General features: G+C 71.4%; 18 protein-coding genes. 8 read left to right on the top strand and 10 right to left on the bottom strand.

The annotated features are described in order from the left end of the window. Nucleotides 1-90: 90 nt before the first annotated feature. From ACZ4U1_RS39310 to ACZ4U1_RS39280, 7 genes are all read right to left on the bottom strand, one after another. A complete protein-coding gene (locus ACZ4U1_RS39310) occupies nt 91-354 on the bottom strand; it encodes an acyl carrier protein (protein ID WP_467908972.1) in 264 nt (87 codons plus the stop codon). A gap of 19 nt (nt 355-373) precedes the next feature. Further along, nucleotides 374-1,903, bottom strand: coding sequence for a class I adenylate-forming enzyme family protein (locus tag ACZ4U1_RS39305; RefSeq protein WP_467908971.1), 1,530 nt, complete (start codon nt 1,901-1,903; stop codon nt 374-376). Beyond that, the gene (locus tag ACZ4U1_RS39300; protein ID WP_467908970.1) at nt 1,903-2,868 is read right to left on the bottom strand and encodes a 4'-phosphopantetheinyl transferase superfamily protein; all 966 of its coding nucleotides are present in this window, start codon (nt 2,866-2,868) and stop codon (nt 1,903-1,905) included. Before ACZ4U1_RS39300 ends, ACZ4U1_RS39305 begins: the two co-directional genes overlap by 1 nt. After that, on the bottom strand, nt 2,865-4,157 hold the full coding sequence (locus ACZ4U1_RS39295) for an alanine racemase (protein WP_467908969.1): 1,293 nt from the start codon (nt 4,155-4,157) through the stop codon (nt 2,865-2,867). Before ACZ4U1_RS39295 ends, ACZ4U1_RS39300 begins: the two co-directional genes overlap by 4 nt. Nucleotides 4,158-4,342: 185 nt before the next feature. Further along, complete coding sequence (locus tag ACZ4U1_RS39290) at nt 4,343-4,684, bottom strand: hypothetical protein (protein ID WP_467908968.1); 342 nt, start codon at nt 4,682-4,684, stop codon at nt 4,343-4,345. Between the two features lie 114 nt (nt 4,685-4,798). Continuing rightward, on the bottom strand, nt 4,799-5,791 hold the full coding sequence (locus ACZ4U1_RS39285) for a LuxR C-terminal-related transcriptional regulator (protein WP_467908967.1): 993 nt from the start codon (nt 5,789-5,791) through the stop codon (nt 4,799-4,801). Nucleotides 5,792-5,997: 206 nt separating this feature from the next. Continuing rightward, nucleotides 5,998-6,468 carry a DUF4442 domain-containing protein gene (locus ACZ4U1_RS39280; RefSeq protein ID WP_467908977.1) on the bottom strand — a complete coding sequence of 157 codons (471 nt, stop codon included), beginning with the start codon at nt 6,466-6,468 and terminating at the stop codon, nt 5,998-6,000. Nucleotides 6,469-6,521: 53 nt separating this feature from the next. Between ACZ4U1_RS39280 and ACZ4U1_RS39275 the strand changes: the two genes are divergently transcribed. Then, the gene (locus ACZ4U1_RS39275) at nt 6,522-7,610 is read left to right on the top strand and encodes a DUF8017 domain-containing protein (protein ID WP_467908966.1); all 1,089 of its coding nucleotides are present in this window, start codon (nt 6,522-6,524) and stop codon (nt 7,608-7,610) included. Nucleotides 7,611-7,696: 86 nt separating this feature from the next. After that, on the top strand, nt 7,697-7,903 hold the full coding sequence (locus ACZ4U1_RS39270; RefSeq protein WP_467908965.1) for a hypothetical protein: 207 nt from the start codon (nt 7,697-7,699) through the stop codon (nt 7,901-7,903). On the opposite strand, the gene ACZ4U1_RS39265 is transcribed toward ACZ4U1_RS39270, so the two are convergent. Together ACZ4U1_RS39265 and tuf are read right to left on the bottom strand one after the other, a co-directional pair. Further along, complete coding sequence (locus tag ACZ4U1_RS39265) at nt 7,865-8,710, bottom strand: spermidine synthase (RefSeq protein WP_467908964.1); 846 nt, start codon at nt 8,708-8,710, stop codon at nt 7,865-7,867. The two genes, ACZ4U1_RS39270 and ACZ4U1_RS39265, sit on opposite strands and share 39 nt — an antisense overlap. Nucleotides 8,711-8,717: 7 nt before the next feature. Then, complete coding sequence (gene tuf / locus ACZ4U1_RS39260) at nt 8,718-9,887, bottom strand: elongation factor Tu (RefSeq protein WP_467908963.1); 1,170 nt, start codon at nt 9,885-9,887, stop codon at nt 8,718-8,720. A 382-nt stretch (nt 9,888-10,269) separates the two neighbouring features. Here tuf and ACZ4U1_RS39255 point away from each other — a divergent pair, with 382 nt between their 5' ends. The 3 genes from ACZ4U1_RS39255 to ACZ4U1_RS39245 all read left to right on the top strand — a co-directional run bounded on the left by ACZ4U1_RS39255 (nt 10,270) and on the right by ACZ4U1_RS39245 (nt 12,785). Further along, complete coding sequence (locus ACZ4U1_RS39255; protein WP_467908976.1) at nt 10,270-11,421, top strand: glutathione-independent formaldehyde dehydrogenase; 1,152 nt, start codon at nt 10,270-10,272, stop codon at nt 11,419-11,421. A 149-nt stretch (nt 11,422-11,570) separates the two neighbouring features. Beyond that, nucleotides 11,571-12,338 carry a TVP38/TMEM64 family protein gene (locus ACZ4U1_RS39250; protein WP_467908962.1) on the top strand — a complete coding sequence of 256 codons (768 nt, stop codon included), beginning with the start codon at nt 11,571-11,573 and terminating at the stop codon, nt 12,336-12,338. A gap of 24 nt (nt 12,339-12,362) precedes the next feature. Next, nucleotides 12,363-12,785, top strand: coding sequence for a protein kilB (locus tag ACZ4U1_RS39245; RefSeq protein ID WP_467908961.1), 423 nt, complete (start codon nt 12,363-12,365; stop codon nt 12,783-12,785). A 734-nt stretch (nt 12,786-13,519) separates the two neighbouring features. Here the strand turns inward: ACZ4U1_RS39245 and ACZ4U1_RS39240 are convergent. Then, nucleotides 13,520-14,701, bottom strand: coding sequence for a thiolase family protein (locus ACZ4U1_RS39240; RefSeq protein ID WP_467908960.1), 1,182 nt, complete (start codon nt 14,699-14,701; stop codon nt 13,520-13,522). 125 nt (nt 14,702-14,826) lie between these two features. Here ACZ4U1_RS39240 and ACZ4U1_RS39235 point away from each other — a divergent pair, with 125 nt between their 5' ends. The 3 genes from ACZ4U1_RS39235 to ACZ4U1_RS39225 all read left to right on the top strand — a co-directional run bounded on the left by ACZ4U1_RS39235 (nt 14,827) and on the right by ACZ4U1_RS39225 (nt 16,920). Next, nucleotides 14,827-15,297 (top strand): winged helix-turn-helix transcriptional regulator, encoded by a 471-nt coding sequence (locus ACZ4U1_RS39235; RefSeq protein ID WP_467908958.1) that lies wholly within the window; start codon nt 14,827-14,829, stop codon nt 15,295-15,297. 148 nt (nt 15,298-15,445) lie between these two features. Next, entirely contained in the window at nt 15,446-16,321 is an 876-nt protein-coding gene (locus ACZ4U1_RS39230) for an undecaprenyl-diphosphate phosphatase (protein ID WP_467908957.1), read from the top strand. Nucleotides 16,322-16,740: 419 nt separating this feature from the next. Beyond that, entirely contained in the window at nt 16,741-16,920 is a 180-nt protein-coding gene (locus ACZ4U1_RS39225) for a hypothetical protein (RefSeq protein ID WP_467908956.1), read from the top strand. The last annotated feature ends 16 nt before the right edge of the window (nt 16,921-16,936 follow it).

The raw sequence follows: 16,936 nt of genomic DNA, 5'->3' as shown, positions 1-16,936 counted from the left end.
CGCGGTCGAAGACGGTGGGCCAGCCGCGGCAGTAGCTGCGCACCTCGGACTCCAGGGTTTCGAAGACGCTGAGGTCGGGCTGGGTGATGGTCACGCCGGCACCTGGTTGCGCAGGGTCGACTGGACGAAGTCGGTGAAGGTGTCCACCGACTCGAAGTCGTCCGCGTCCAGTTCTTCCGGATCGACGGTCAGGCCCATGGAGTTCTCCAGGGCCATCAGCATCTCCAGCATGGTGGTGGAGTCCAGGTGCAGGTCGTCGAAGAGCCTGACCTCGCCGCGCAGCCCGGTGACCGGGCGCTCCAGCACATCGGTCAGGGCGGCTTCGAGCGCCCGCACAATCGCCTCGCGGTCCATCAGTGGTCCTCCTTGGTCGTCACTTCGCGGAGAGGGTGGAGTGGTCGGCCGGCTCGGCGAGCGCGGCCAGCTTCTTCCGGTCGACCTTGCCGTTGCCGTTCGTGGGCAGGGCGTCGGTCCGGACGCAGCGCCGGGGGATCTTGAACGGCTCGATGTGCTGCCGCATGTCCTCGCGTACGGCGTCGGCGCTGATGCCGTCGCCGACCACGAAGAGCACCGCGCCGCGCCGGCCGGCCGGTGGCAGGACGGCCGCGGAGGTCACGCCCTCCACCCGGTGCGCCGCCGCCTCGACCTCGGTCGCGCTGATCCGGAAGCCGCGCTCCTTGTAGAGGTCGTCGCGGCGGCCGGAGAAGTACAGGAAGCCCTCGTCGTCCAGCCAGCCGTAGTCGCCGGTGCGCAGCTCCGGGAAGAGGCCCTCGGTGCGGGGGAACCGCTCGGCGTTGAGTTCCGGGCGCCGCCAGTACCCGGCCATGACATGCGGGCCGCGGACGACGATCTGCCCGATCTCACCGGCCGGCAGCCGCCGCCCCTCGTCGTCGATCACCTCGATCCTGGTGCCGGGCAGCGGGTATCCGCAGGATCCGGGGTGCTCCAGATCGCCGTCCGGCGGCATGATCGCCGCGCGTTTGCACTCGGTCAGCCCGTACATGACCTGGATGCGCAGCCGGGGCAGGGCCTGCCTGAGCGCGCTCATGGTGCCCTCCGACAGGGCGGCGCCGGTGTTGGTGAGCAGCCGCAGGTTCCGCAGGGCGCCGGGGCTGTGGCGGACCAGCCAGGCCAGCCGGTCCGCGATCGAGGGCACGCCGGGCAGCACGGTGGCCCGGGTCTTCTCCAGGTGGCTGAGCAGCGGCGGACCGGCCTCCGCCGCCGTGCCCAGGTGGAGCCGGGCTCCGCTCAGGGCGGCGAGGTGGACCTGGTAGAGCCCGTAATCGAAGGAGAGCGGCAGCGGGCAGTAGACGACGTCGTCCGCACGGTAGCCGAGGCAGGCGTGGATCGCCGAGACCGCGAACAGCACCTGCTGGTGCGTGCTCACCACCGCCTTGGGCAGCGCGGTCGTCCCCGAGGTGTAGATGAGGCAGACCGGGTCGACGGCGGGCGTCCGGGGGTCCTCGGGTGCGGCCGGGGCGGAGCGGCCGGTGTCGAGGGCGTTCCGGAGGAGGTCCGCGAGGAGTCGGAAGGGCACGCCGTGCGCTGCGGCGGTCCGGCCCGCGCCGGTGTCGTCGGACACGAGGAGCACGGGTTCGCAGTCGCGCAGGACGTGCTCCAGCGGGCCGCCGCGTACCTCCTCGTGCAGCACGCTGAAGACGGCGCCGAGCCGGGAGACGGCGTACACGAGTACGGCCGTGCCGAGTCCGTCGGCGGCGCTCACCACGACGCGGTCACCGGCGCGCACCCCCTGCTCGTGCAGCAGTCCGGCCAGGCGGACACTGGCCCGGGCGAACTCCCGGTAGGTGAGCGAGGCCCCGGTGGTGCTCAGGGCGGTGGAGTGCGGGGCGCGCTCGGCGGCACGGTCGAGCAGGTCGTGCAGCAGCACGGGGGGTGAGGTCATCACGACTCCTTCGCGGTGGTGAGCGGAAGCGGTACGTCCCTCGCGGCGGCCGGCGACGCGTCCTCGGCGGTGGCCGGCGACGCGTCCTTCCCGGTGGCCGGCGGCGCGTCCCGGGCGGTGGCCGGCCTCGCCTTGCTCATCGGGATCACCGTCGTCGCGGTCGCCGCGCAGACCAGCCGTGGGGCGCTGAGGACCTGTACGGCGCTGGGTCCGTGCGCCGGACTGGCCTCGATGACCTTGTGCGCCTCCAGCTCGACCACGCGGCGCAGCCGGGTCGCGCGGACCAGACGGGCGCGGGCCTCGATGTAGTCACCGGGCCGTACCGGTGCGAGGAAGCGGACGCCGGAGTACTCGGCCAGCAGTCCTTCGTCCTTATCCGTCCGTGCGGTGATCTCGGTGACGAGATCACCGAAGAGCCGCAGGATGTGCGCACCGTCCACCAGGCCGCCGCCGTAATGGGCGTCCTCCTGGCCGATGCGCACCCGGAGGAAGGCGGATGCCTCGGCCTCCTGGTGCGTGTCCGCGAGGGACATGGGGGCACCGTCCTCTCTGAGCGTTCTGGCAGGGTGCGGGCCCGCCGGCGTGACCACTGCGAGGGCCACGGCGGCGACCACGTTCTGTTTGTGGGTGATGGACAGTTCGATGGCGGCCGGCCCCAGGGCGGCCGCGCGTCCCCGCAGGGTGACGACCGGCGCCCCGTCGGCGGCCCGCTCCACGCAGACGTCCCGGGGGGCGACACCGCGCAGCAGCCCGGTGCCCAGCACCTTCACCACGGCTTCCTTGGCGGCGAACCGTCCGGTCAGGAACTCCAGCCGGCGTTCCTCGCCCATGCCGTCGGCCAGCCCGATCTCCTCGGGGGCGTAGCTGAGGCGCAGGAACCACGGCCGGGTGAGGAGGCGGCGCAGTTCTGTGCTGTCCAGGACGTCCACGCCGATCCGGAGGGTGCCGGCCGCGGTGTCCGTCAAGGCGCGTCCTCGCCGTCGAGGTCGACGAGGCGCTGTCTGGCCAGCATGTCCTCGGTCGTGTCCCGTTCCCTGACCAGCCGGGCCCGGCCGCGGTGGACCAGCACCTCGGCGGGGAAGCCGTGGCTCAGGAAGAGACCCGGGGAGGCCGTGGGGCCGTAGGCTCCCGAGCGCCGCACGCCCAGCAGGTCGCCGGGGACGACCTCCGGCAGCGGCACTCTCTTGGCGACCACGTCGTTCGGCGTGCACAGCGGCCCGGTCAGCGTGTAGGGGCGCGCGGCGGGGTCCGCCGGGCGGCCGAGGTGGGTCACGGGGAAGTTCCGCTTGACGAAGCTGCCGATGCCGACCGCCGCCATGTGGTGGTTGGTGCCGCCGTCCGCGACGACGAACCACTCGCCTCTCGACTGCTTCACATAGCGGGCGCGGACGACGTAGGTTCCGGCGTCGGCGGTGAGGAAGCGGCCGAGTTCCATGATCAGCCGGCAGTGCGGGTGGCGCGCGGCGAAGGGGGCGACCACCTCGCGGACACCGGCGCCGAGCGCGTCGAGGTCGAGGTCGTCCTCGTTCTCGAAGTAGGCGACTCCGAGCCCGCCGCCGAAGTCGACGGTCTCCAGCGGGATGCCGAGGTGGCCCGCCAGGTCCTCGGCCATGGACAGGATCCCGGCGGTGTTGCGCACGACGTCCGCGTGGTGCAGGAACCGGGTGCCCATGTAGGCGTGGACGCCCCTGACCCGTACGTGCCGCAGCCCCGCCAGGGTGTCCTTGGCGCGGCGCACTTCCTCCTCGTCGATGCCGAACTGCCGGGGCTTGCCGCCCATGGCGAGGCCCGAGCCCTTGCTGCCGAAGGACGGGTTGACCCGCAGCAGGGCGGGGAACGGCGCTTCCGCCCCGCTCGCTGCGACCAGCTCGTCCAACTGGCGCAGTTCTTCCAGGGATTCACAGACCACGGCGTGGATTCCGGCGTCCGCGCAGGCCGCCAGTTCCCGTGCGTCCTTGCCGGGGCCGAGGAAGATGATGTCCCGGGGGTCCACCCCGGCCCGCAGCGCGGTCACCAGCTCGGTGTGCGAGGAGACCTCGGCTCCGGCCCCCTGCGCGCCGAGGAGGGCGCACACGCTGATGTTCGGGTTGGCCTTGAGGGAGTAGAAGACGTCCACCGTCTCGGGCAGCAGCGCGCGCAGCCGGCGGTACGTGTCCTCCAGCACCTCGGCGTCGTAGACGAACAAGGGGGTGCCGAACTCCTCGGCGAGGGCGGTCGCCGGTATGCCCTGGAACCCGGCTTCCGCGGGGCTCATCGCTGCCAGCCGGGCTCGTCGGACGGCTCGGCGAATACTTCGACGGAATAGACGGAAAGGACACGACTGCGCATTGCCTGATTTCCCTTCGGTCACGGATTTCGTTTCCCGACGAGAAGAATTCTCAGCCGGTCGCCACTATCCGGGAAAGGGGGGTTTGGTGGACACAACCGTCCCTGACCTGTTCAGGCCCCGCCGGTCGGACCGCCGTCCGGGCGCAGGACTTCCGGAGGCAGGATCTCCGGGCGCAGCAGCGGCACCTCGGCCCGCCGCAACCGCCATGCCGCGAGCCGGGGCCGGCGGGCCACGGCGCGCCACCACAGCCGCTCCGCCGTGGCCTCGGCTCCGACCATGTCGGCATGACTCAGGAACACGCCGACGACCGGCCACGGCGTGGCCGCCGGGTGTACGGCGACGTGCTCCAGGGCGTCCTCGGGGGTGGCGCAGGCCCGGATCAGACATCCGATGTCGTGGGGCAACGGCTCGCCGCCCGGCGGCGGATCGAGCGTGAGATGAACGAGAAGCATTCGTCGACTATGTCTCGTTCGATATAGCCTCACGATGTGTTACCGCTGGACGCTTCATGCCATGGACAGAAGCGTCCAGGAAAATCGGCAGAATGGGCAGACCTATTTCCCCGGTCAGTTGCCGAAGAGGCCTCTCTGGACGGCGTGGACGCCCGCCTGGAACCGGCTGCGCGCATCCAGACGGGCCATGAGGGCGGTGGAGATGCGCCGTGCCGTACGAGGTGAGACACCGAGCCGCTTGGCGACCGTCTCGTCGGTGGCGCCCTGGGCCAGGAGCCGTAACGCCTCGTGCTGCTGCGGGGTGAGCGTGTCCTCGGCGGGAGGCTGCGCGGGCGCGGAGAACGGCTCGGCCGTCTGCCAGGTGGTCTCGAACAGCGAGCACAGGGTGGCCAGTACGCCGGGCGTGCGGATCACGATGGCCCCGTCCGAGGTGTCGTCACTGTCCGTGGCCATGATGGCGACACGGCGGTCCGCGATGATCATCCGGTTGGGCAGGGTCGGCACGGCCCGCACCTGGACGCCGACGGAGGTGAGCCACTCGGCGTGGGCCACCGTGGCCGGGTCGTTGCGGATGCTGTCCAGGTAGATCGTGCGGATGGCGACGCCCCGCCCCAGCAACTCCTGTGTCAGCGGGCGGGAGTTGCGCATGTTGTCGGGGGTCTGCGGGCCTCCCGGCGCGAACGTCATCAGCTCGGACTCGACGGCCTTGTTCATCACCGCCAGGTGGTCACGGATGTTGTCCAGCCCGCGGAGGTGTTCCACATCGTCCCGGGAGGCTTCCGGATCGTCGCCCGCGAACTCCGAGATCAGTCTGACCGCCGCGGCCCGGCTCTCCTCCAGTTGCTGCTGCTGCGCCGCGACCTCCGCCTGCTTGCGGGCCAGCAGGATCTCCATGGCGAGATGCGGTCGTACGGCGTGCAGGCGCCGTGCGTCCCCGCTCGCCGGCCGGATGAGCGCCATCTCGCTGAGCCGGTCGAGAGCGGTGTGTACGGCGCCCTCGGTGAAGCCCGTCCGTCTGCGGAGTTCGGTCACACCGTCGTCGGGATGCGCGAGCATCTCCCGGTAGACGACGTCGGTCACGGCATCGAGCCCAAGAACGTCAAGCATGTACCAGCGCCCCTTGAGACACCACGCAAGCCCCTCGTCTCGTACGCTTCTTGCTCAGGTGTTTCTCTCCGGGCCCCTAACCAGAACTGACACGCTCAAACCGGCCCGCCCTCCCGGGGCAACGGGCCTCTTCTTCAACAGCGTTGGCCGGAGCAGCCCGGTGTAGCGCTGCTCCGGCCGTGCCGGGTGACCGTGGTCTGCGCGGCTCACTTCCCCTGGTCGGTCGGGCGGAGGGTCCACAGGACGCTCATCTCGCCGGTGACGGCGCCGTCCGCGCGCCGGATCTCGATCGACACCGGGAACTCGGGGCGCTGCCCGGCGTCCAGTTCGGCGACGACCTCGGCGGCCGGGCGGCCCAGCGTGGCGGTCGCGGTGACGGCGCCCATCGCCAGCTTCTTGTAGGCGATGTCCGCCCGCACGGCGAGCGGCACGGCACGCGAGAGCTGGTCACCGAAGGCGGCCAGCACGATCGCGCCGCTGGCCGACTCCCCGAGGGTGAACATCGCACCGGCGTGCGGGCCGCCCACGTGGTTGTGGTACGCGCTCTGGTCCGGCAGGGACACCACGGCCTTGTCGGGCGTGGTCTCCACGAATTCGAGGTTCAGTGTCCGGGCCATGGGCACGGTGGCGGCGAGCATCTCGCCGATCGACATCTGGTCTGCGCTCATGGCGGTCATGTTACTCACGAGTAGCGAAGGCTGGCCAGTGGAGCACACTAGGGTTACTGGCCATGTGGCCAGATCAGCAGCCGCCAGGGGGCGCGCAGAACCCGCAGGGCAACCCGCAGCCGAATCCGTACCAGCAGCCGGGTCACCCACAGTCGAACCCTTACCAGCAGCCGGGTCAGCAGCAGGCGAACCCGTACCAGCAGCCCGGGTACCAGCAGTACCCGCAGGCCGGCCAGTACGGACAGCAGGCGCCGGCCGGCTCGTACGGACAGCAGCAGCAGTGGGGACAGCCTCCCACCGTGCCCGTGCCCGCGACCGAGCCCCCGCGGGGCGGCGGCGGCCGTACGAAGCTGATCGCGATCATCGCGGCCACGGCCGTGGTGGTCACCGCAGCCGTGACCGGCTACCTGGTGCTGGGCGGCTCCGAGGACGACGAGACGGTCGACGGCAAGGGCGGACAGACCGTGAGCGCGTCGCCGACCGCCACCTCGTCCGCCTCGCCCACCTCGTCCGCGACCGACAACCCGCGCTCCAACGAGACGGAGAAGCCGACGATCGCGGGCTGGAAGGTCGTGGTCAACCCCAAGTACGGCACGGCCTTCGAGGTGCCCGCGGACTGGGAGGTGGAGCGGCCCGGCGTCTTCTCCTTCTTCGAGGACGAGCAGAAGGGCGACGGTTCGGCGTACATCGGTTTCTCCGGCACCTCGTTCCTGAAGCGGGACTACTGCACCTCCGACGCCGGCGGCTACAAGGAGTCGCACGCGCTCGCGGGAAGCGGCACGAAGGGCGAGAACGGCGCCAAGGACACCGCGAGCATCGCCACCGGCGACTCCGCCACCTTCGCGTTCGGCGGGTACACCGACCAGTCGAAGGCCGCCAAGAAGTACCTGCGGATCGGCAAGGCGAAATCCTTCACGACGACCTCGGGTGTCAAGGGCAGCGTCGCGACGTCGTACGTCGTCGGCGTCCCGAAGAAGAAAAAGTGCGACACCGACGGCAAGGCCACGACGTTCGCCTTCAAGAACTCCAAGGGCAGCTTCGTCTCGTGGACGTTCTACGGCGCCAAGGGCGTCAAGGACGAGGTGCCGGACGCGACCGTCGACAAGATCCTCGGCACGGTACGGCTGCACGGCGACCCCACCACGGACTGACCGGCAAACTCACTTGTCAGACCGGTAGCAGGGCGGGGACAGCCGGCCGGTGACCCACACCTCCGGCTATCGCCGCCGCGTTCGCCGTGCTCGAGTCGGGTGGTGACGGCGGGTACGTCGGCCTGGTGGCCGCGGCCCGCACCACCCTGCCGCTGGTGGTGTGCCTGCTCATCGGCGGGGCCCTGGTCGCGGCCGTCGGCCCCGGCTGGATGCTCGCCGCGGCACTGCGCGCCCGGCTCACCGCCTCCCGAACCTCAGCCGATGCCGAACGCCCCGTCGGGAGGCTCGGGTGAGGGCACCGCGTCGGCGTCCTCGACCGGTTCGGCCGAACCGATGAACTGCCGCACCGCCGCGCCGTGTTCGACGCGCGCCGGAAACGCGTCCGCCGCGCTGCGGCGGGTCATCGCGGCGATGTCCAGCGGCCGGTGCGAGGCCACGACCACCGCGTTCCCGAACCGCCGGCCACGCAGGACCGCCGGCTCGGCGATCAACGCCAGCTCCTCGAAGACCGCTGCCAGCGTGGCCAGTTGGGAGCGCAGAAAACCGAACGGCGCCGCGTCGGCGAGGTTGGCCAGATAGACCCCGCCCGGCCGCAGCACCCGCTCGGCGGTGCGGACGTAGTCGAGCGTGGTCAGATGTGCCGGTACCCGGGACCCGCCGAACACGTCGGCGATCAGCACATCGGCATGGTCGTCCGGTGCCTGCTCCAGCCAGGCCCGGGCATCGGCCGCGTGCAGCGCGACGCCCGAGCCCGCCGGCAGCGGCACGTGCTCGGTGACCAGCTCCAGCAGCCCCCGGTCCGCCTCGACGACGTCCTGCCGTGAACCGGGCCGGGTGGCCGCCACGTACCGCGGCAGCGTCAGCGCGCCCCCGCCGAGGTGCACCACGTCCAGCGGTGTGCCCTCGGCGGAGACGGCATCCAGAACGAATCCCAGCCGCCGCGCGTACTCGAACTCCAGATACGTCGGCTCGTCGAGATCGACGTACGACTGCGGCGCCCCGTCCACGGTGAGCAGCCAGGCCCGCTCCCGATCGACATCGGGCATCAGCTTGGCCGTGCCGTGGTCGGTGGTGCGGGTGATGGGTATGGATTCGTTCACGTCTCCATTACCCCACAGCGGTCACGGTCCCCGCCCCCACGGTCCTGCCGCCCTCACGGACGGCGAACCCGAGCCCCGGCTCCAACGGCACCTCCCGTCCCAGCTCCACGCTCATCTCCACCGTTTCCCCGGGCCGCACGACCCCCGTCTCCCCCAGATCCACGACCCCCACCACATCAGCGGTCCGGATGTAGAACTGCGGCCGGTACCCGCTGAAGACCGGCGTCGTACGACCCCCCTCACGCCCGGACAGCACATACACCCGGGCCGTGAACCGACGGCTCGGCACCACACTCCCCGGCGCCGCCACCACCTGCCCGCGCCGGACCGCGTCCCGTTGCACGCCCCGCAGCAGCACCGCCACGTTGTCCCCGGCCTGCGCCTCCTCCATCGGCTTGCCGAAGGTCTCGATCCCGGTGACCACGGTCTCCACGTCGGCGCCCAGCACCGACACCCGGTCCCCCAGGCGGAGCGTCCCGCGCTCGACCGCACCGGTCACGACGGTCCCCCGCCCGGTGATGGTCAGCACGTTCTCGACGGGCAGCAGGAACGGCGCGTCCAGGTACCGCTCCGGCATCGGCACGTACATGTCCACCGCGTCGAGCAGCGCCTCGATCGACGCCGTCCAGCGCGGGTCGCCCTCCAGGGCCCGCAGCCCGGAGACCCGTACCACGGGTACGGCGTCGCCGGGGTAGCCCTGGGTGGTGAGCAGGTCACGGACCTCCAGCTCGACCAGGTCGGTGAGTTCCTCGTCCCCGGCGTCGGCCTTGTTCAGCGCGACCACGATGTGGTCGACACCCACCTGCCGGGCGAGCAGCACGTGCTCGGCGGTCTGCGGCATGATCCCGTCGAGCGCGGAGACGACGAGGATGGCCCCGTCGAGCTGGGCCGCGCCGGTGACCATGTTCTTGACGTAGTCGGCGTGGCCCGGCATGTCGACGTGGGCGTAGTGCCGGGTGTCGGTCTCGTATTCGACGTGGGCGATGTTGATGGTGATGCCTCGGGCGGCCTCCTCCGGGGCGCGGTCGATGCGGTCGAACGGCACGAAGGTGCCGGTGCCGCGCTCGGCGAGGACCTTGGTGATGGCGGCGGTCAGGGTCGTCTTGCCGTGGTCGACGTGACCCATGGTGCCGATGTTCAGGTGCGGCTTGGTGCGCACGTAGGCCGTTTTGGACATGGCTGTACCTCGAAGCCTCTCAGCCGTGACGAAAGACGCGGGACCCCCGGGGACTGGCCGACCCTCCCCCTGCGGGGTCCGCCGGACGATCCGGAGAGGGTCAGCTTCGGGCGCCGTCGACAGCGGCCACGAGAAGCGGAACGGCAGCCTTCGGCGCATCCGCGACGGCGGATGCGGCGAGGAGGAAGGCGTACCGGAACATGCCGTCGATGATTGCCGACGGTCGGTGACGGCGTCGAATGGTTTTCGGCATGCGTGCACACACTCGCATCCCGGGGTGGCCGGACGGCCGGTCGCACCGGCCCCGGCGGGGCTTGCACCCCCCTCCCCACGGGCGTTACCTGGAATGACGGGGGTGACGCTCGACGTGGAGGTGACAGACGTGAAAGCCGTCGTCTACGAAGAGCCGTTCAGCGTGGTGGTGAGGGACGTCCAGGACCCCCGGATCCAGCACCCGAACGACGTGATCGTGCGCGTCACGTCGACCGCGATATGCGGTTCGGACCTGCACATGTACGAGGGCCGCACGGCGGCCGAGTCGGGCATCGTCTTCGGACACGAGAACCTCGGCATCATCGAGGAGGTCGGCAGCGGTGTGACCTCCCTGTCCGAGGGTGACCGCGTCGTGATGCCCTTCAATGTCGCCTGTGGCTTCTGCAAGAACTGCCTCGCCGGAAAGACCGGCTTCTGCCTGACGGTCAACCCGGGATTCGCCGGCGGCGCCTACGGCTATGTGGCGATGGGCCCGTTCATCGGCGGCCAGGCCGAACGGCTGCGGGTGCCCTACGCCGACTTCAACTGCCTCAAGCTGCCACCGGGAGAGGAGTTCGAGACCGACTTCGTCCTGCTCGCCGACATCTTCCCGACCGGCTACCACGGGTGCGAACTCGCCCAGGTGTCCCCCGGGGAGTCCGTGGCCGTCTACGGCGCCGGACCGGTGGGCCTGATGGCCGCCTACTCCGCGCTGCTGCGCGGTGCGTCGAAGGTCTTCTCCGTCGACCGCGTGCCCGAACGGCTCGCCAAGGCCGAGGAGATCGGGGCCATCCCCATCGACTTCACCAAGGGCGACCCGGCCGAGCAGATCAAGGAACAGACCGGAGGTGAGGGAACCGACAAGGGCGTCGACGCCGTCGGCTACCAGGCCCAGGCGCACGACGCCAGCCACGAGGAACCCGCCATCGTCCTCAACGAACTGGTCGAGACGGTACGGCCGACGGGCATGCTCGGCGTGCCGGGCCTGTACGTGCCCTCGGACCCCGGCGGGCCCGACGAGCACGCCAAGCACGGCCAGTTGCTGGTCTCCATCGGCAGGATGTTCGAGAAGGGCCAGCAGATGGGCACGGGTCAGTGCAACGTCAAGCGGTACAACCGCCAGCTGCGCGACCTGATCATCGCCGAGCGGGCCAAGCCCAGCTTCGTGGTCTCCCACGAGCTGCCGCTGGACCAGGCACCGCAGGCGTACGAGAAGTTCGACAAGCGGATCGAGGGCTACACCAAGGTGGTCCTGCACCCCGGTCACGCTCTCGCCGCGTGAGTCACACATCACGGGTTACCGGGTCCGAGCGCCGGCGGCGCCCGGACCTGCCTCGTTCACCGGCGTCCGGTGTCCGCCACCGCCGGCCTGTGACGGTCCGGGAACACACTTGACGGCGATCACATACGTTCGTCGGTTAGTGTCATCGGATGCTCGATGCCAACCGCTCTGGCACCGCCACGGCCTCTCCCCGGGCCGCCGCCACGGAGCTCGCCGTCCCTGTTCCGCCGCTGCGCGCCAGGGGGTTCACCGCCGCCTGCACCCGGGTGCTGTTCTCCCCCTACGCCCGGCTCTCCCTGCTGCTCGCGCTGCTGGCCGGCGCGGCCGCCTGCGTGCTGCTGTTCGAGCCGCAGCGGCTGCTGACGCACGGCTGGCCGCCGCAGCTCGGCGGGGCCGCGGCGGCCGTGGTGTTCGGGGCGGCGTACGGGCTGTGCACGGTGGCGTTCGTACCGCGCCCCTTGCTGAATCTGGCCGCGGGCGCGCTGTTCGGCTCGCAGCTGGGGCTGGCGACGGCGCTCGCGGGCACGGTGCTCGGTGCCGGGGTGGCGTTCGGGCTGGGCCGGCTGCTCGGGCAGGACGCGCTGCGTCCGCTGCTGCGGGGGCGCTGGCTGCAGGCGGCCGACGGGCAGCTCAGCCGGCACGGGTTCCGGTCCATGCTGGCCCTGCGGCTCTTCCCGGGGGTGCCGTTCTGGGCGGCGAACTACTGCGCTGCCGTCTCCCGCATGGGCTGGCTGTCCTTCCTGCTGGCCACGGGGCTCGGCTCGATCCCGAACACCGCCGCCTACGCCGTCGCCGGCGCCCGGGCCTCGGCACCGACCTCGCCCGCCTTCCTGATCGCGATGGCCTGTATCGCCGTACCGGCGCTGGCGGGCACGGTGCTGGCCTGGCGCAAGCGTCACCACCTGCGCGGCCGCTGAGCGATGTGGTCCAGCGTCATCGCCGTGGCCGGCACGCTGCTCGGCGGGGCGTTCACCGCGCTGCTCCAGTCCCGGCGTGAGCGGGCCGCCCGCGCCGAGCGGAGGGCGGACGCGCTGCGCGTGGCGCTGGGCGAACTGGTGGCGGCCCTGGGCGATCACCGGCGGGCCCTGTGGCATCGCGAGGAGCTGCAGCTGAACGGCGCGAGCGCGGAGGCCGTCGAGGCGGCGCGCGCGGCGACCCACGCCACCCGCTCCGCCGTGACCTCCCCCCTGGTCGCGGTCTCCGTCCTCGAACCCGCCCTCGCCGAACCGGCCCGCCAAGCCGCCCTGGCCGCGTTCGCCCTACGAGACGCCCCCGACCACACGACCCTGGCGACCCGCCGCGAGGCCGCCATCGCGGCAACGGACGAACTGGTGTCCGCGGCTGGCCGGATCATGTCCTGGTAACGCACGACGCCCCGGCAACCATCACTGTGGCCCCGCCGACCGCCCCCTGCACCCCACCGACCACGAAACCCGCGCCGGCCGACACGACGTCCCCGACGGCCACCCCAGCGAACCCACCGACCATGACCGCGAACCCGCTGGCCGACCCCTTCACCCCGGCGACCTCAAGAGCCCCGGTAGCCGACACGACGGCCCCGGTGACCGCCCCAGCGAACCCGGTGACCGCACGACGAGTCCGCCGACCACGACAGCCCAGCGGCCGCACAGCGGACCCGCCGACCGCCACTACGAACCCGCTGACCGACCCCCTTCACCCCGGCGACGGCGACGGCAAGAGCCCCGTGACCGGCACAGCGAACCCGGCGACCGCACCACGGACCCGGCGCCCACGAAAACCCCGGTGACCGCACCACAAACCCGGCGCCCACGAGAACCCGGTGGCCGCACGACGAGTCCGCCGACCACGACAGCCCAGCGGCCGCACAGCGGACCCGCCGACCGTCACTACGAACCCGCTGACCGACCCCCTTCACCCCGGCGACCGCAAGAGCCCCGGGGGGATCGTGGGCCGGGAGCCGCCGTGGCGTCGTAGCGTTGCCGGAGCCGGCTCGGACGACCGGCTCGACGGGCGCGGGCGGGCCACCGTGGGCGCCGCCGCCGTACGCGGCGCGCGTGGCACCGGCGACTCCGGCCGCGCCCGAGCCGCATGCCCCCCCGGAGGACGGCTCCCTGGCTCAGGCCCCTTCCAGGAGCCCCTCCAGGATCATCGCGTTGGCGAGGCCGCCCGCCTCGCACATGGTCTGCAGGGCGTAGCGGGCGCCGCGTTCGCGCATCGCGTGGACCAGGGTCGTGGTCAGCCGGGTGCCGCTCGCGCCGAGCGGGTGGCCGAGGGCGATCGCGCCGCCGTGCACGTTGACCTTGGCGAGGTCGGCGCCGGTCTCCTGCTGCCAGGCGAGCACCACGCTGGAGAAGGCCTCGTTGACCTCGAACAGGTCGATGTCGTCCAGCGTCAGTCCGGCCCGGCGCAGCACCTTCTCGGTGGCCGGTATGACCCCGGTGAGCATGAGCAAGGGGTCGGATCCGGTCACGGCGAAGCTGTGCAGGCGGGCCAGCGGACGCAGGCCGAGCCGGGCCGCGGTGTCGCTGGAAGTGATCAGAACGGCGGACGCGCCGTCGTTGATGGGGCTCGCGTTGCCCGCGGTGACGTTCCACTCGATCTGCGGGAAGCGCTCGGCGAAGCCGGGGTCGTAGTAGGCGGGCTTGAGACCGGCGAGGGTCTCCGGGGTGCTGTCGGGGCGGACGCACTCGTCGCGGGCGACGCCGTCGAGCGGCGCCACCTCGGCGTCGAAGAGCCCGGACCGCCACGCGGCGGCGGCCTTGTGGTGCGAGGAGACCGCGAACTCGTCCATCCGCGCCCGGGTGAGGGACCACTTGGCGGCGATGAGTTCGGCGCTGATCCCCTGCGGGACGAGGCCCTCCGGGTAGCGCTCGGCGACGCCCGGCCCGAAGGGGTCCTTGCCCGCGGGCACGTTGGACCACATCGGCACCCGGCTCATCGACTCCACGCCACAGGCGACGACGAGGTCGTACGCCCCCGAGATCACGCCCTGCGCGGCGAAGTGCACGGCCTGCTGGGAGGAGCCGCACTGGCGGTCCACGGTGGTCGCCGGGACCGACTCGGGCAGTCCGGCGGCGAGGACGGCGTACCGGGTGGTGTTCATGGCCTGCTCGCCGACCTGGTCGACGGTGCCGCCGATCACGTCGTCGATCAGCACCGGGTCGACGCCGGAGCGCTCGACCACGGTGCGCAGGGTGTGCGCGAGGAGCTGCACGGGGTGGACGTGGGCGAGGGAGCCGTTCGGCTTGCCCTTGCCGACGGGGGTGCGTACGGCTTCGACGATGACTGCGTCTCGCATGGGGCGGGCCTCCAACGTGACCTGTCCGGAAGTGCGGTGATCGGAAGGGCTACCAGTGAGTAGGAAATCCGAACTCACCATAGCCCCTTCAGTTGGAAAATCAAACCCTCATCTAGACTGGCCGCATGGCCGCCACGAAGGACCCGCGCCCCTGTTCCATCGCCGACGCCCTCGCGCTGGTCGGCGAGAAGTACTCCCTGCTCGTCCTGCGCGAGGTGTGCCTGGGCAACGGCCGCTTCGACCAGCTCGTGCGCAACACCGGCGCCCCGCGCGACATCCTGTCCGCCCGGCTGCGCCGGCTCGTGGACGCCGGGATCCTCACCAAGCGCCTCTACAGCGAGCGCCCCCAGCGGTTCGAGTACCGGCCCACGCAGGCGGGCCTGGAGCTGGAGCCGGTCCTGATGACCCTCAAGGAGTGGGGCGACCGCCATCTCCGCAAGGGCGCCGACCTGCCGATGGTCGTCGAGCATTCCTGCGGCAGCGAACTGGTGCCGGTGGTCACGTGCCAGGCCTGCGGTGATCCGGTGCGCCACGAGGACCTGACCGCGCATCCGCAGGCCCCGGGCTGGACGCTGGCCGGGCCGACGGCCGCGTAGCCGGTTCCGGCGGCGGAAGCCGGCTCGCGCCCCAGAAGCGGGCCGGCGACTGTCCGGCCCCTGTTGCCGCGCTGTCAGACGGGCCCGCTACGCTTCGTCCGTCACATGATCACCTCGTCTTCAAACAGCGCTTGGACGCCATACCTTCATGTCTTGGTTTGAATCCCTCGTCCTCGGACTCGTCCAGGGGCTGACCGAGTTCCTGCCCGTCTCCTCCAGCGCGCACCTGCGGCTGACCGCGGCGTTCTCGGGCTGGAAGGACCCGGGCGCGGCCTTCACCGCCATCACGCAGATCGGCACGGAGACCGCGGTCCTCATCTATTTCCGCAAGGACATCGGGCGGATCATCTCGTCCTGGTTCCGCTCGCTGTTCGACAAGGCGATGCGGCACAACCACGACGCGCAGATGGGCTGGCTGGTGATCGTGGGCTCCATCCCGATCGGGGTGCTGGGCGTGACGCTGAAGGACCAGATCGAGGGGCCGTTCCGGGATCTGCGGATCACCGCGACCATGCTCATCGTCGTGGGCCTGGTCATCGGCATCGCCGACCGGATGGCGGCCCGCGACGAGACCGGCCGCCGGCACCGGGCGCCCAAGCAGCGCAAGACACTGGAGAACCTGGGGGTCAAGGACGGTCTGGTCTTCGGCCTCTGCCAGGCCTGCGCCCTCATCCCCGGCGTCTCCCGCTCCGGCGCGACGATCAGCGGCGGCCTGTTCATGGGCTACAAGCGCGAGGCCGCGGCCCGCTACTCCTTCCTCCTCGCCATCCCCGCCGTCCTCGCCTCCGGCGCCTTCGAGGTGAAGGACTCGCTGGGCGAGGGCCACGTGGACTGGCCGCCCACCCTCTTCGCCACGGTGATCGCCTTCGCCTCCGGCTACGCGGTCATCGCCTGGTTCATGAAGTGGATCTCCAACAAGAGCTTCATGCCGTTCGTCTGGTACCGCATCGCCCTCGGCATCGTGATCATCGCCCTGGTCGGCGCGGGCGTACTGAGCCCGCACGCGGCGGAGTCGGCCGGGTAGAACGTCGGCGTGGCACCAGTAGCCCCTGTCGGGATCTACCGTCCTCCCGCGGAGACCAGCGGCAGCCCGCGCCCGATTTCCTTGGTCATCTCCCAGTCGTCTCCCACAAAGGCCCGGCTGGCCGCTGGCCGAGACACTCACTGCGGCTACTGACGGACGTTCGCCGGCAGTCGCGAAGCCGAGGCTGAGCCCGAGCGCGTTCGGCTCGGACAGAGGCAGACCCCGGGCCCGCCCCACCGCCCCTGTTTCGGACATCTTCCGTGTGGTCGCGGTCCGCCCGCGACCTGGGCAACGCCCCTCGGACGCCGGGGACTTCGCGGCCGGCGGCACATGGCGGGGCGGTGGCGGTGACCAACCCCATACCTTCTGCGTAGCCACGCGGTAGCGGGCTGTCAGTGCTTGCCCCTAGGCTGGTCCGCATGTCCCCCGAATCCCTGCCCCCTGGTTCCGTGCGGTCTGCCGCCGAGGTGAACGAGCAGATCCGGGCGCTGTGGCTGCGTGCGAGCGGCACCCTGTCGGCCCAGGAGCGCGCGGAGTACGAGCTGTTGGTGATCGAGTGGGCCGAGGCGATCCGCGGGCGGGTCATCAAGGCGGCCTGACAGCCCCATGACCGGA

It is taken from the genome of Streptomyces sp. NPDC028928, assembly GCF_055564915.1.
The sequence above is the reverse complement of the archived record's forward strand: the minus strand, read 5'-3'. Positions and strand labels throughout refer to the sequence as shown.

What these genes read in the sequence shown, in the direction of transcription:
- ACZ4U1_RS39310 (WP_467908972.1), bottom strand. Translation starts at nt 354, where the DNA reads ATGGACCGCGAGGCGATTGTGCGGGCGCTCGAAGCCGCCCTGACCGAT.
- ACZ4U1_RS39305 (WP_467908971.1), bottom strand. Translation starts at nt 1,903, where the DNA reads ATGACCTCACCCCCCGTGCTGCTGCACGACCTGCTCGACCGTGCCGCC.
- ACZ4U1_RS39295 (WP_467908969.1), bottom strand. Translation starts at nt 4,157, where the DNA reads ATGAGCCCCGCGGAAGCCGGGTTCCAGGGCATACCGGCGACCGCCCTC.
- ACZ4U1_RS39290 (WP_467908968.1), bottom strand. Translation starts at nt 4,684, where the DNA reads ATGCTTCTCGTTCATCTCACGCTCGATCCGCCGCCGGGCGGCGAGCCG.
- ACZ4U1_RS39285 (WP_467908967.1), bottom strand. Translation starts at nt 5,791, where the DNA reads ATGCTTGACGTTCTTGGGCTCGATGCCGTGACCGACGTCGTCTACCGG.
- ACZ4U1_RS39280 (WP_467908977.1), bottom strand. Translation starts at nt 6,468, where the DNA reads ATGACCGCCATGAGCGCAGACCAGATGTCGATCGGCGAGATGCTCGCC.
- ACZ4U1_RS39275 (WP_467908966.1), top strand. Translation starts at nt 6,522, where the DNA reads ATGTGGCCAGATCAGCAGCCGCCAGGGGGCGCGCAGAACCCGCAGGGC.
- tuf (WP_467908963.1), bottom strand. Translation starts at nt 9,887, where the DNA reads ATGTCCAAAACGGCCTACGTGCGCACCAAGCCGCACCTGAACATCGGC.
- ACZ4U1_RS39250 (WP_467908962.1), top strand. Translation starts at nt 11,571, where the DNA reads ATGCTCGATGCCAACCGCTCTGGCACCGCCACGGCCTCTCCCCGGGCC.
- ACZ4U1_RS39240 (WP_467908960.1), bottom strand. Translation starts at nt 14,701, where the DNA reads ATGCGAGACGCAGTCATCGTCGAAGCCGTACGCACCCCCGTCGGCAAG.
- ACZ4U1_RS39235 (WP_467908958.1), top strand. Translation starts at nt 14,827, where the DNA reads ATGGCCGCCACGAAGGACCCGCGCCCCTGTTCCATCGCCGACGCCCTC.
- ACZ4U1_RS39230 (WP_467908957.1), top strand. Translation starts at nt 15,446, where the DNA reads ATGTCTTGGTTTGAATCCCTCGTCCTCGGACTCGTCCAGGGGCTGACC.
- ACZ4U1_RS39225 (WP_467908956.1), top strand. Translation starts at nt 16,741, where the DNA reads ATGTCCCCCGAATCCCTGCCCCCTGGTTCCGTGCGGTCTGCCGCCGAG.